Origin of the sequence: Streptomyces natalensis ATCC 27448, from assembly GCF_000935125.1 — a bacterium.
Lineage (GTDB): Bacteria > Actinomycetota > Actinomycetes > Streptomycetales > Streptomycetaceae > Streptomyces > Streptomyces natalensis.
This window is the reverse complement of the sequence record NZ_JRKI01000063.1, coordinates 59200-72248: the sequence shown is the minus strand read 5'-3', so window position 1 is coordinate 72248 and position 13049 is coordinate 59200. Positions and strand designations below refer to the sequence as shown.

Annotated in this window: 14 protein-coding genes; 4 read left to right on the top strand and 10 right to left on the bottom strand. The window is 69.1% G+C overall.

Annotated elements, in window-relative coordinates:
- The first annotated feature begins 185 nt into the window (after positions 1–185).
- Entirely contained in the window at positions 186–1613 is a 1428-nt protein-coding gene (gene rox / locus SNA_RS36825; protein ID WP_030067037.1) for a rifampin monooxygenase, read from the top strand.
- 48 nt (positions 1614–1661) lie between these two features.
- Here the strand turns inward: rox and SNA_RS36820 are convergent, their stop codons facing one another.
- The 3 genes from SNA_RS36820 to SNA_RS36810 are packed head-to-tail and all read right to left on the bottom strand — an operon-like array spanning position 1662 to position 3094.
- Positions 1662–1949, bottom strand: a complete 288-nt coding sequence (locus SNA_RS36820; protein WP_157880194.1) for a hypothetical protein — start codon at positions 1947–1949, stop codon at positions 1662–1664.
- 13 nt (positions 1950–1962) lie between these two features.
- Positions 1963–2259, bottom strand: coding sequence for a DUF397 domain-containing protein (locus tag SNA_RS36815; RefSeq protein ID WP_030067039.1), 297 nt, complete (start codon positions 2257–2259; stop codon positions 1963–1965).
- Positions 2240–3094 carry a helix-turn-helix domain-containing protein gene (locus SNA_RS36810; RefSeq protein WP_030067040.1) on the bottom strand — a complete coding sequence of 285 codons (855 nt, stop codon included), beginning with the start codon at positions 3092–3094 and terminating at the stop codon, positions 2240–2242. Before SNA_RS36810 ends, SNA_RS36815 begins: the two co-directional genes overlap by 20 nt.
- Positions 3095–3202: 108 nt before the next feature.
- Here SNA_RS36810 and SNA_RS36805 point away from each other — a divergent pair, with 108 nt between their 5' ends.
- Entirely contained in the window at positions 3203–3421 is a 219-nt protein-coding gene (locus SNA_RS36805; protein WP_030067041.1) for a hypothetical protein, read from the top strand.
- 306 nt (positions 3422–3727) lie between these two features.
- Positions 3728–3865 carry a hypothetical protein gene (locus tag SNA_RS43020; RefSeq protein WP_157880193.1) on the top strand — a complete coding sequence of 46 codons (138 nt, stop codon included), beginning with the start codon at positions 3728–3730 and terminating at the stop codon, positions 3863–3865.
- Positions 3866–4053: 188 nt separating this feature from the next.
- Here SNA_RS43020 and SNA_RS36800 read toward each other — a convergent pair whose 3' ends face one another.
- Positions 4054–5994: an AMP-dependent synthetase/ligase gene (locus SNA_RS36800; RefSeq protein WP_030067042.1), complete on the bottom strand. Its 1941-nt coding sequence runs from the start codon at positions 5992–5994 to the stop codon at positions 4054–4056.
- A gap of 240 nt (positions 5995–6234) precedes the next feature.
- Positions 6235–6903 carry a TetR/AcrR family transcriptional regulator gene (locus SNA_RS36795; protein ID WP_030067043.1) on the bottom strand — a complete coding sequence of 223 codons (669 nt, stop codon included), beginning with the start codon at positions 6901–6903 and terminating at the stop codon, positions 6235–6237.
- A 194-nt stretch (positions 6904–7097) separates the two neighbouring features.
- Here SNA_RS36795 and SNA_RS36790 point away from each other — a divergent pair, with 194 nt between their 5' ends.
- Positions 7098–7988: an alpha/beta fold hydrolase gene (locus SNA_RS36790; protein WP_030067044.1), complete on the top strand. Its 891-nt coding sequence runs from the start codon at positions 7098–7100 to the stop codon at positions 7986–7988.
- A 171-nt stretch (positions 7989–8159) separates the two neighbouring features.
- Here the strand turns inward: SNA_RS36790 and SNA_RS36785 are convergent, their stop codons facing one another.
- The 5 genes from SNA_RS36785 to mqnE all read right to left on the bottom strand — a co-directional run bounded on the left by SNA_RS36785 (position 8160) and on the right by mqnE (position 12833).
- A complete protein-coding gene (locus SNA_RS36785; RefSeq protein WP_052809031.1) occupies positions 8160–8795 on the bottom strand; it encodes an LppU/SCO3897 family protein in 636 nt (211 codons plus the stop codon).
- A 172-nt stretch (positions 8796–8967) separates the two neighbouring features.
- Complete coding sequence (locus tag SNA_RS36780) at positions 8968–9183, bottom strand: hypothetical protein (RefSeq protein WP_157880192.1); 216 nt, start codon at positions 9181–9183, stop codon at positions 8968–8970.
- 227 nt (positions 9184–9410) lie between these two features.
- Positions 9411–10790, bottom strand: coding sequence for a dicarboxylate/amino acid:cation symporter (locus tag SNA_RS36775; RefSeq protein WP_078970466.1), 1380 nt, complete (start codon positions 10788–10790; stop codon positions 9411–9413).
- 489 nt (positions 10791–11279) lie between these two features.
- Positions 11280–11567: a DUF4229 domain-containing protein gene (locus SNA_RS36770; protein WP_030067048.1), complete on the bottom strand. Its 288-nt coding sequence runs from the start codon at positions 11565–11567 to the stop codon at positions 11280–11282.
- Between the two features lie 102 nt (positions 11568–11669).
- Positions 11670–12833 (bottom strand): aminofutalosine synthase MqnE, encoded by a 1164-nt coding sequence (gene mqnE, locus SNA_RS36765; RefSeq protein ID WP_030067049.1) that lies wholly within the window; start codon positions 12831–12833, stop codon positions 11670–11672.
- Positions 12834–13049: the final 216 nt, after the last annotated feature.

Sequence of the window (13049 nt, the reverse complement as noted above, 5' to 3'; positions counted from 1 at the left end):
GCACCGGCCACGGGCACCACCGCCGGCCGCCAACCACCGACCGCCGACAAAAACAAAGGCAAGGAACTCGACCACTCCTTGCCACTCTCAACGTATAGCGCACTGGGGGGCTTGCGGCAAGGCCCCGGTCGTGCCGCAGAATCACCGGCCGACGCCAGAATCTGCGCACATACATGGGGGTTGTGATGATCGACGTGATCATTGCCGGCGGTGGACCGACCGGCTTGATGCTCGCCGCCGAGCTGCGGCTGCACGGTGTGCACGTGCTCGTGCTGGAGAAGGAGCCGGAGCCGACCAGGGTCGTCCGCGCACTCGGCCTGCACGTGCGCAGCATCGAGGTGATGGACCAGCGCGGTCTGCTGGAGAACTTCCTCGCGCTCGGCAAGCAGTACCGGGTCGGCGGTTTCATCGCCGGCATCGACAAGCCCTGGCCCGACCGGCTGGACAGCGCCCACGGGTACGTCCTCGGCATCCCGCAGCCCGTCACCGCCCGCCTGCTGTCCGAGCACGCCACCGAGCTCGGCGCCGAGATCCGCAGCGGCTGCGAACTGGCCGGGCTGAGCCAGGACGAGGACGGGGTGACCGTCGAGCTGGCAGAGGGCACGCAGCTGCGCTCGCGCTACCTCGTCGGCTGCGACGGCGGCCGCAGCACGGTGCGCAAGCTGCTGGGCGTCGGCTTCCCCGGGGAGCCCAGCAGGGTCGAGACGCTGCTCGGCGAGATGGAGGTCGGCGTGGACCAGGAGACGCTGACCGCCGTGATGACCGAAGTCCGCAAGACGCAGAAGCGGTTCGGCTTCGGGCCCTTCGGGGAGGGGGTGTACCGCGTCGTCGTGCCCGCCGAGGGGGTGGCCGAGGACCGCACGGTCCCGCCCACGTTCGAGGAGTTCAAGCAGCAGCTGCGGGCGACCGCGGGCACCGACTTCGGCGTGCACTCGCCGCGCTGGCTGTCCCGCTTCGGCGACGCCACCCGGCAGGCCGAGCGCTACCGCGTCGGCCGGGTGCTACTGGCCGGCGACGCCGCGCACGTCCACCCGCCGACCGGCGGGCAGGGCCTCAACCTCGGCATCCAGGACGCGTTCAACCTCGGCTGGAAACTGGCCGCCGAGGTCGCCGGCTGGGCACCGGAGGGGCTGCTGGACAGCTACGAGGCCGAGCGCCACCCGGTGGCCACCGCCGTGCTGGACCACACGCGCGCCCAGATGCAGCTGATGTCCACGGAGCCGGGGCCCCAGGCGGTGCGCCGGCTGGTGGAAGAGCTGATGGACTTCGAGGAGGTGAACCGCTACCTGATCGAGAAGATCACCGCGATCAGTGTCCGCTACGACTTCGGCGAGGGGCATGACCTGCTCGGCCGACGGATGCGGGACGTGCAGCTGAAGCGCGGCCGCCTCTACGAGCTGATGCGCGCCGGACGCGGCCTGCTGCTGGATCAGACCGGCCAACTCTCGGTGGCGGGCTGGGCGGACCGGGTCGACCACGTCGCCGATGTCAGCGAGGAACTGGACGTACCCGCGGTGCTGCTACGACCGGACGGCCACGTGGCGTGGGTCGGCGCAGACCAGCAGGAACTGCTCGGCGAGCTGCCGAAGTGGTTCGGCGCCGCCGCCGGCTGAACGCGCCCGGCCTCCGCAACTACTCCCCCGGCCTGGGGGTGATGGGACTCAGACGCCGTCGCCGAGGGCCGCGAGCAGGGCCGTGGCCTCGGCGCGCAGCTGGTCGATGTGCACGTCGTCGCAGCAGATCTGCATTCCGAGAGCCGTCGTATTGAGCCGACGGGAAAACTCGTAGAACGACTGGTGGTTCAGACCCGGCCGGAGCCCGTCGGCCGGGTCCCGGAAGACCGACACGGTGGCGACGCAGGTCCGCTTCGTCTCCCCCGGGCCCGGTGCCCCCGTGTCGGCCTCCGAAAAGTCGAGCTCCACGTCGTAGTGCTCGGCCGTTTCGGGCATGTCGAGCATGGCATTAGGCGCGGAACGCGTCGTCTTTGACGGCCGTGACGAAGCGGGTCCAGGCGGCGGCCGGGATGATGACCGTCGGGCCGTTGGGGGCGGTTTTGGTGTCGCGTACGGGGACGAGGCCGGGGAGGTTGTCGGCGACCTCGATGCAGTCGCCGCCGTCGCCGTTGCTGTGGCTGCTCTTGCGCCAGTGGGCGGCGCCGGGGAAGTCCATTGCGACCTCCACGCAGTTACCGCCGTCCCCGTTGCTGTAGCTGCTCTTACGCCATATGGCTGCGCTCAAGTCACGCTGTCTGCTTGCCATTTCGATAGTCCTCTGCCGCTGCCTCGATCATGGCCAGGGACGCCTCAGGCGGCAGTGCGGCGGCCCTCAGCCGATCGTATGCCTTGCGGTACTTCTTCACGAGCGCCGGATCGTCGATGGTGACGCCGCTGTACGAGGACTCCGTATAGACCAGGGGTGGCGCGTCAGGAAAGGCCATGATCGTGACCGTGCCGAGAATCAACGGGAACGCCCCGCTGTTCATCGGCATGACCTGTGGAACGATCCGTCGCCGTCGTACCAACCCCGCGATGTGCTCCAGCTGTTCCGCCATTTCCGCGGGCGGGAGGATCGGGTGACGAAGCAGGGACTCATGCAGAATCGCCCAGTACTCAGGGGCCTTGTGGTCGCCCTCGAAGAGGCGGGCCCGCGCCAACCGTGCGTTGACCTTCTCGTCCACCTCCTCATCGGAGGCATGCGGGTGCGCCGCCAGAACCAGCGCCCGTGCGTATGCAGCGGTCTGGAGCAGGCCCGGGATGAGGGCGGGACACCACTCCTCGACGGACTCCGCGTGCTTCTCCGCCTCCAGAACCCGCTCGAAGTACCCGGCGTGCCCGGCTAGTCGCGCCTTCCGTACGTCCCCGCAGCGCCGCTCGAAGAAGCCGTCGGTCTTCAGCACCTGGTCCACATGGATAGCCATGTCCAGTGGCATGCGCCGCTGTCCGCGTTCGATCTCGCTGAGGTAGCTCGGCGAGTAGTAGATGCCCTCGGAGACCGCCTGGAGGGTGAGGCCCGCCTTTTCCCGTTTCCAGCGCAACTCGGAGCCGTAGAAGGCGGGGACACTCGCTGAGCCGTCAACGTCCTTGCGTGCGGGCATTTTTCACCGTTCCACGGATCTTGCACCGAAGGGGAAATCCCTTCCACGGTACGCCGCCCCACGGCACGCTGTGAGCAGTTCGTCACAATGCGCAAGGAGGCGCCATCCATGCTTGAGCACAGCCGTAACCACGACGACAACGTGGACGATTGCACCGAAGACCTCCGCGCCGCGCTCGCGGCCAACGGGATCACGCTGCCGTCGCTCGGGACCGAATTGCCGGCCTACGCGGGCAGCTACCGCCTCTCGCTCATCGCGCTCGGGAATTGCAACACCGCTACGGCACGCAAGCTGACGACCGCGCTGCGTAAGGCCGCGGGGGAATGAGAGGCCCCGTGCCACCTCCCCCACAGAGGTGACACGGGGGTTCCAGTCTGACGCGCCGAGCGCCCCGGCTCCATAGGAGAGGGGCAGCCATTTCTGAACGACAGCCTGAGTCACCCCCGCGACCGTGCGACCAGTCCGGGGGCAGGGCCATCAACCCCAAGAAAGTTGACGAGCATGTCTGATCTTATCCGAAGGATCTCGCTCTTGGTAGTGAGTTGGTTACTTCCGGCTCGTGGAGGGCATCGGGCGCCCGTTAGCCGCACCCCAGCCACCGGTCCGCGCCACGCCGCCCGCTCGGTGCCGCCGGTGCGCACGTTCCGTGGGCCCGCCGAGGTTCCACTGCGCGGCGAGGACAGTTGCCTGGTCAGGCCGTATTTGCTGACCGAGGAGGAGTGGCGGCTGCGGCGCGAGCGGCGGATGAAGGTGGAGGTGCCGCTGTGGTGAGCGAAAAGGAGGAAGGGGGAGCGGCAGAGAAAAGGGAAGAGCGACGGAAGGCTGCGGAACGGGGCGACGACTACGGGCGGCGGGCCGCGCTGAAGGAGAGCGTGCGGCGGTTGAACCGGTGGTCGTCGGGCGGGGGCGGGCGGCGGTGACGGCCGGGGGGCGACGGAGCCCGGCCGCAGGGCGACGGGTCATGGCTTTGCATACAGCGCCTCGATCTCGGGCGCGAAGTCGCGGGTGACCGCCGACCGCCGCAGCTTCAGGGACGGGGTGAGATGGCCGGTGTATTCGGTGAACTCCGTCGGCAGGACCGCGAAACGGCGGATGGACTCGGCGCGGGAGACCAGGCTGTTGGCGTCGTCGACGGCGTGCTGAATGTCCGTCAAGAGCTGTTTGTCGTGGGCGAGTTGCGCGAGCGGGACGTCCCGCTTCTTGGTCATCTGACGCCAGTGGGAGAGACCGTCGGGGTCGAGGGTGATCAGGGCGGTGATGTACGGGCGATTGTCACCGATGACCATGCACTGGCCGACCAGGGCGTGGGAGCGGAGGCGGTCCTCCAAGGGGGCGGGGGCGACGTTCTTGCCGCCCGTGGTGACGATGATCTCCTTCTTGCGGCCGGTGATCGTCAGATAGCCGTCGGCGTCCAGGGCGCCCAGGTCTCCCGTGGGCAGCCAGCCGTCCCGGTCGGTCATCGGGACGGCGGCGCCGCGGGCCGCGTCCCAGTAGCCGGTGAAGATCTGGCCGCCGCGGAGCAGGATCTCGCCGTCGTCGGCGATACGGACCCCGCTCCCGGGCAGGGGCCAGCCGACCGTGCCGATACGGGGGCGCAGGGGCGGGGTGACGGTGGCGGCGGCGGTGGTCTCCGTCAGGCCGTAGCCCTCGAAGATCTCGATGCCGGCGCCGGAGTAGAAGGCGGCGAGGCGGTGGCCCAGGGGGGAGCCGCCGCAGATCGCATAGCGGACCCTGCCGCCGAGCGCGGCCCGTATGCGGCGGTAGACCAGGGGGTCGTAGAGCTTGCGGGCGGCCTTGAGGGCGACGCCGGGACCGGGGCCCTGCCCGTGCTCCTGGGCCTCGACCGCTTCGCCGTAGGCGCGGGCTATCCGGGCGGCGCGGTCGAAGGAGGCGGCGCGGCCCATTTTCTCGGCGATGGCGCGGCCGGTGTTGAAGACCTTCTCCAGGACGTAGGGAATGGCCAGGAGGAAGGTGGGTTGGAAGGAGGCGAGGTCGGCGAGCAGGTCGTCCGTCTGGATGCTGGGGGCGTGGCCGAGGCGGACGCGGGCGCGGAGGCAGCCGATGGCGACCATGCGGCCGAAGACGTGGGAGAGCGGCAGAAAGAGGAGGGTGGAGGCGGGCTCCGCGCTGACGGACGTGAAGACCGGGTGGAGGAGCGCGACGGCGTTGTCGACCTCGGCGAAGAAATTGGCGTGGGTGAGCACGCAGCCTTTGGGGCGGCCGGTGGTGCCGGAGGTGTAGATGAGGGTGGCGAGGGAGGCGGGGCCGACGGTGGTGCGGCGTTCGTCGACGATGTCGTCCGGGAGGTCGCGGCCGGCGGCGACGAGCTGGGAGACGGCGCCGGTGTTGAACTGCCAGAGGTGGTCGAGGGCCGGGAGTCCGCCGCGGATGCCGCTGATCAGGCGGGTTTCCTCGACGTCTTCCACCACGCAGGCGCGGGCTCCGGAGTCGTGCAGGATCCACCGGGCCTGGTGGGCGGAGGAGGTCGGGTAAAGGGGGACGGTGACCAGGCCGACTGCCCAGGCGGCGAAGTCGATCAGCGTCCATTCATAGGTCGTACGGGCCATGATGGCGAGCCGGTCACCGGGGAAAAGGCCGTTCGCTATCAGCCCCTTGGCCACCGCCCGTACCTCCGCGGCGAATTCCGCGGCGGTGATGTCCCGCCAGGCGCCGCTGGGCTGCTTACGGGCCAGGACGATGTCGGCGGGGGCCTCGGCGGCGTTGACGAAGGGGAGGTCGCCGAGGGAGCCGCCGCGGACGGGCGGGGCGAGGGCGGGGACGAAGACCTCGCGCACGGTGCCGTCGTGGAGGGCCTTCTGCGGTTCCACGAGAGCGGGGGCTCCGGGCGCGGCGGCGGTGGCGGGGGGCGTGGCGGAGGCGGCGCTTTCCTTGCTGAACACGAGCGGCTCCTCATGTCTTCCGTATTTCGTGTGTGAAATCGGCGAACTGACGGCGCGTTCTGGTGTGAAAGGGGCGCGGGGGGTGTGGTGGGAGCGGGGCGCGCGGGAAGGGCAGGGCGGCAGCCCGGGGGAACCCCCTGACCCACCAGTAACCTTACTTCGAAGTAAATTTACGCGAGGACCAGGAGTTGGCCAATCCCCGAGCGCCGCCTTCGTTCGATACCCGTCCCGGGGAAGGGATCAGCCGCCCGGGGACCACCGTTCGCCCTCCGTCATCCGACCGAGGCCGGCCCAGGCGAGGTTCATCAGCGTGGCCGCCGTGTCCTTGGCCGAAGGCCGCACCTCTCCCCCGTAAACGTCGGTCGCCGCGGCGGAGTTGGCCCACTCGGCGAGCGATTCGGCCGCACCGACCAGCGCATGGCCGAGACCCGCCACCTCGCGGTCGGCCAATTCCCCGACACAGCCCGCCTCCTTGGCGGCCGCGCCGATCAGATCCGTCACGAACTCCACGATCTCGGCGCGCATCGCGGCCACTTCGAGCGCGAACGGCTCACCGTGCGTGCGGGCCTGCTGATGCAGTACGGCCCAGCCGTCCGGGTACGCGGCGGTGTGCGCGAAGAAACCCGTCAGCCCGCTCCACAGCTGCCGGTCGGCCGGCGCCTCCAGCTCGACGGCCGCGGTCACGGCGGCCACCAACGCGGCCGCCTCCCGCCGGATGACGGCGCTGAACAGCTCGTCCTTGGAGTTCAGATAGAGGTAGACCAACGGCTTGGACACCCCCGCGCCCTCGGCGATCTCGTCCATCGAGGCCGCCCGGTAGCCGCGCCGGGCAAAGGTGCGCACCGCCGCGTCCAGCATCTGCTGCTCCCGGACCGCCCGCGGCACCCGCTTGCTCTTCACGGCACCCATGCCGAATGTCCCTCCGTCCCGCCCCTTTAGCGCATTTACTGCCCAGTAAGTTTACGATCTTCGCCCTCCGTCCCCGATTTCTTGACAGGACTTCGCGATCAACGAGACGATACGTCTCGTCGCGCGGTCCCCGGACCACTGCTTACCGCCTACCGCCCCCCGACTACCGACCACCGACTACCGACAGGACGGCCGTGCAGCAATTCATCGAAGCCTCCACCCCCGGCATCCGCCTGTGGACCGAGCAGCGCGGGTCCGCCGACACGCCTCCGTTGTTGCTGGTCATGGGCGCCCAGGCGACCGGCGTCGGCTGGCCGGAGCCGCTGGTGGACATGCTCGCCGCGCACCACCGGGTCATCCGTTACGACCACCGCGACACCGGCCGCTCCAGCAGGCCGTTCGAGGAACGGCCGTACCGGATCGCCGATCTCGCCGAGGACGTCGTCGCCGTCCTGGACGGGCTGGGCATCGAGCGAGCGCACATCGTCGGGCTGTCGCTCGGCGGCATGCTTGCCCAGTTGGCGCTCGCCGACCACCCCGACCGGTGGATCAGCGCCACCCTCATGGGCACCAGCGCCCTCAGCACCACCCCCTACACCCGCCCCGACGGCACGACGGTCCCCGTCGACGAGCTCCCCGGGATCGCGCCCGAGGTCCTGGAGATGTGGGCCCGCCCCGTCGAGGACCACGGGCCGGAGGCCGAGGTGGAACGCCGTATCGCACAGTGGCGGGTACTCGCCGGTGACCAACTCCCCTTCGACGCCGACTTCTACCGCGCCCTCGAACACCGCGTCATCGAGCACACCGGCCACCACCGCGTCGGCACCGCGCACGGCCGCGCCGACCACAGCGGCATGCTCCGCACCGACGCGCTCGCCGGGAACGAGGTGCCCACCCTCGTCATCGCCGCCCCCGCCGAGCCGGTCTTCCCGCCCCCGCACCCCCAGCACCTGGCCCAGTCCGTCGGCAACGCCCGCCTCGTCGAGATCCCGGGCATGGGCCACGCCCTCCCGCCGGCCGTCCACACCCCGCTCACCACGGCGATCCTGCGGCATACGGGCGCGCTGCCGCCCACCACCGCGTAGCCGCCACCGCCTGGCCCCCACCGCGTAGCGACCGGCCCCGGACAACGCCGACGCCCCCGCAGCCGATCCGTACGGGACGTACTGGCTGCGGGGGCGCCGTTCGTGTGGTCAGTGGTCCGTGATCATTGGTCCGTGGTCCGTGGTCCGTGGTCCGTGATCAGTGGTCCGTGATCAGGGCTGTCCGGTCGGGGCCGGGTTTCCCGAGGTGCCGTTACGCGGGGTGAGACACAGGAGGTAGGTGTGCGTGACCCGGTGGTGGTGCACCGTCCTGTAGTACCGGCCGTGGTAGCTGAAGGCGCCAGGAACGTCCTGGCAGGTGCGGGTGCTGAACACGCCGTCGTACTCGTACCGCTTCGCGACGGTGTAGTTCGCCTTGGAATCGGAGCACTCGGTCTTGTTCGCATCGCTGCCGGGGGCGGTGCTGGTGACGTGCAGACAGTCTCCGACCTTGGCGTAGCGCGGACTGTCGCTGGAGCCGCTGAAGAAGAACTTCGCCACCAGGCCGACCACGATGAGCACGCACAGGATGACGATGCCCCAGCCGACGCAGCCGAAGTTCCAGCGGCTGCCGGTACCGGCCGGGGGCGTGGGTGCGGGCGGGGGCGGCGGGTAGGACTGCTGACCCTGACCGTACGCCGGGGGCTGCGACTGGCCGTATGCGGGCTGCTGACCGTATTGCGGCGGCGGTGGCGACGCGTCGTACGGCTGGCCCGGTTGCCCGTACGGCTGGCCCGAGTTCGGCTGTTGCGGCGGGAAGCCGTACGGCGGCTGGCCGGACGAGCCGGGCGGCGGTGGTGGTGCGGTCACGAGTCCCCCGAAAGTCGATGCGGATCCACTATGCGCGGAGGCAGCCTAGCGAGAGGGGCTCCGGGGCTGGGATGCGGGACGGGGATGCGGGCATGAGCGCGGACCAACGGACGGAGATTTGCGGCACCTTCGGGTGAGACGCACGGTGTGTTCGGTTTCTACAGTCCGATTTCTACAGTCCGATTCCGTCCTCGGAGTCTTCTTCCAGATCTGCCACGCGGACCTTGTATTCAGCCAGCGGGATCTGCCCGAGGGCCGCGAGGCGTTCCAGCTCGGCGGCCTCGGTTTCATGGGCGATTGCGCGGCTTTGCTCCACTTGCTCCCTGCTGTACTTGACGGCCTTGGCACGCTGCCTGGAGCGGCGTCGGTGCAACTCCTCGGCGATCATCCGTGCGGTCTCTTCGAAGTAGCCATCGTGTGTGCCTGACCACATCTCGCCCTTGCCCCCCCCGTTTTGATCAATAGCACCGGAAGCTCACTCGCACAGTACGGACCTGGCCGTAGCGAGACGGCACCGGCGCTGCAAATCGGCCACCCAGACGGCGACGGGCCCCAGCCAACAAGACTGGGGCCCGTCACCTGTGCGCGTCGCGGCGTCCGTAACCGCCGGCTCGGTCAGCCCGCAGCCACGGGAACCGGGGCCGTCGTCGCGTTCTGCTCGGACGGCTCGGTCGATTCGGTCGGCTCGGACAGCTCGGTCGGCTCGGTCTCGCCGATGCGGATGCTGGTCGCGCGGGCGAACGCCTCGCGGTCGAGGATCTTCTCCCTGGCCGAGACCAGGATGGGGATGACTGATTGGCCGGCAACGTTCGTAGCCGTCCGCATCATGTCCAGGATCGGGTCGATGGCCATCAGCAGGCCGACGCCCTCCAGGGGCAGGCCCAGGGTGGAGAGGGTCAGGGTCAGCATGACCGTGGCGCCCGTCAGGCCCGCGGTGGCGGCGGAGCCGATGACCGAGACGAAGGCGATCAGGACGTAGTCGGCGATGCTGAGGTGGACGTCGAAGATCTGGGCGATGAAGATCGCGGCGATGGCTGGGTAGATCGAGGCGCAGCCGTCCATCTTGGTCGTCGAGCCGAACGGCACCGCGAAGGAGGCGTACTCGCGCGGTACGCCGAGGCGTTCGGTGACCTTCTGGGTGACCGGCATGGTGCCGACCGAGGAGCGGGAGACGAAGGCCAGCTGGATGGCGGGCCAGGCGCCGCGGAAGAACTGGAGCGGGTTGACCTTGGCGACGGTCGAGAGCAGCAGCGGGTAGACGCCGAAGAGGACGAGGGCGCAGCCGAGGTAGACGTCGACGGTGAAGGTCGCGTACTTGCCGATCAGGTTCCAGCCGTAGGTGGCGATGGCGTTGCCGATGAGGCCGACGGTGCCGATCGGGGCGAGGCGGATGACCCACCACAGGGCCTTCTGGAGGAGTTCGAGGGCCGAGCGGCTGATCTTCAGTATGGGTTCGGCCTTTTCGCCGAGCTGGAGGGCGGCGATACCCGCGACCGCCGCCATGAAGACGATCTGGAGGACGTTCAGTTCGGTGAACGGCGTGATGACGTCGGTGGGGACGATGCCGGTCAGGAAGTCGATCCAGGAACCGGCGTGGTCCGGGAGCTTGCCGTCCTTGGGGGTCAGGCCGGTGCCCGCGCCGGGGTGCGTGAGCAGGCCGATGGCCAGGCCGATCGCGACGGCGATCAGCGAGGTGGCCATGAACCACAGCAGGGTGCGGGTGGCGAGCCGGGCGGCGTTGTTGACCTGCCGCAGGTTGGTGATCGACACCAGGATCGCGAAGAAGACGAGGGGGGCGACGGCCAGCTTCAGCAGCTGGACGAAGAGGTCGCCGATGTGCTGGAGCGTCGAGGTGAGCCAGCCGAGGTCATTGCTCTTGGCGGCCCAGCCGAGCAGCACGCCGACGGCGAGGCCGGCCAGGATCTGGACCCAGAACGGGACCTTGGGTATGCGCGACCCCTTCGGGGCGGCCTGGGGAGACGGGGATGAGGACAACGGAAACACTCCGGTGGAGAGGAAAGGCTTGAGGGGTGTGGCGTGCGGAACGCGCCGGGAGGTCGAGCGGCTGCGAAGCAGCTGCGAATGGGGGTACCTCCCGCCCGGAGGGTGGGGGAGTTCTGTCGGGATCTCCGGCCGCCGATGACGGGAAGGTCAGACGCGGCGACAGGCCGCGGACAGACAGCGGCAAAGATCGACGTGCAGGCGCGCCACGAGCGGAACGCTCATGGGGAACGGGGGCGCGGCTGCTGTCTTCATGAGAAATACGTTAACACTCAAACTTTGAGAGACCCAAAGAGAATCTTTGGGTTGGGCAGGTCACCGGACTGCCGGAAAAGGGCCGAAAAAACCGTAGGCGCCCGGTAGTTGGGGGTTCTCCCCTACCGGGCGCCTACGGCGCAAGGCTTGGTGTGAGGCGTCTTACACGCCGCGCTGCTGTCCCTTACAGGTCGTCCAGAGGTCGTCTACAGCTCGTCCAGAGGTCGTCTAGAGGTCGTCTTCCGAGCTGCGGTTGGCCGTGAGGCGCTCGCGCTGGCGGTCGACCTTGGCCACGATCTGCTCGGACATCGCATCCCGCTGCTTGCGCAGCAGCACGAAGCTGAGCGGCGCGGAGATCACGATGGCCAGCAGCAGCAGCCAGACGAAGTTGGAGCCGGCGACGGCGATCGGGATGATCCGGAAGTAGGCCAGCACCCACACCACGGCGAAGGACGCGAGGAAGAGACCGATCCGGAGGGCGGTGTAGCGGAGCGTGGCGAACTTGGGGCTACTCACGGAGGGGACCTTCTTCTCAACGGCAACCGAAAGGGTCTCCTGCCAGTGAAGCACAGCGACGGGGGCGATCTTCTCCGGCCCCGTCGCGTCCGCCCCGCCGCCTCAGAGGCGCATCGGCTGCGGCGCCTCGCGGCGGTCCGGGTCCGGGCCCGGGTACTCGCGGATGGCCTCGTAGCGGGTGTTGCGCTCGATGGGGCGGAAGCCGGCGTCGCGGATCAGCTCCAGCAGGTCCTCGCGGGTGAGCTTGTTGGGCGTGCCGTAGTTGTCCGCGTCGTGGGTGATCTTGTACTCGACGACCGAGCCGTCCATGTCGTCCGCGCCGTGCTGGAGGGCGAGCTGGGTGGTCTGGAGACCGTGCATCACCCAGAAGCACTTGATGTGCGGGACGTTGTCGAACAGGAGCCGGGAGACGGCGAAGGTCTTGAGGGCCTCGGCGCCGCTGGCCATCGTCGTACGCGCCTGGAGGCGGTTGCGGACCTTGCCGTCCTGCATGTCGACGAAGTCGTGCTGGTAGCGCAGGGGGATGAAGACCTGGAAGCCGCCGGTCTCGTCCTGGAGTTCACGGAGACGGAGAACGTGGTCGACGCGGTGGCGGGACTCCTCGATGTGCCCGTAGAGCATGGTCGAGGGGGTCTTGAGGCCCTTTTCGTGGGCGAGGCGGTGGATGCGCGACCAGTCTTCCCAGTGGGTGCGGTGGTCGACGATGTGCTGCCGGACCTCCCAGTCGAAGATCTCGGCGCCGCCGCCGGTGAGCGACTCCAGGCCCGCGTCGATCAGCTCGTCGAGGATCTCGGAGGCGGTGAGCCCGGAGATGGTCTCGAAGTGGTGGATCTCGGTGGCGGTGAACGCCTTCAGGGAGACCGACGGGAGGGCTTCCTTGAGCGCCTTGAGGGACCGCGGGTAGTAGCGCCAGGGGAGGGTCGGGTGCAGCCCGTTGACGATGTGCAGTTCGGTGAGGTTCTCGCCCTCCATGGCCTTGGCCAGGCGGACGGCCTCCTCGATGCGCATCGTGTACGCGTCCTTCTCGCCCGGCTTGCGCTGGAAGGAGCAGTAGGCGCACGACGCGGTGCACACATTGGTCATGTTGAGGTGACGGTTGACGTTGAAGTGGACGACGTCGCCGTTCTTACGGGTGCGTACCTCGTGGGCGAGGCCGCCCAGCCATGCCAGGTCGTCGGACTCGTAGAGGGCGATACCGTCCTCGCGGGTCAGCCGTTCTCCGGCGTGGACCTTCGCCTCCAGCTCGCGCTTGAGGCCCGCATCCATAGATGCAGCCATCCCGTCGCCTCCCAGTGTCCCGGCCACGTCCGTGCCCGTATGCGTGCCGTATCCGTGCCGTTCCGGTACCGCTTCGATGCCGTTCGGTACCGAAAAATCGGCTTCGCCGAGCCTACTCCCCCGTTCTCCGGGCGACGGGAAGCCCCCGGGGTCGGGCGGAGTGGGGCCGTGTGCCCGCCCCGTCCGCCCGTGCTCCCGTACGGT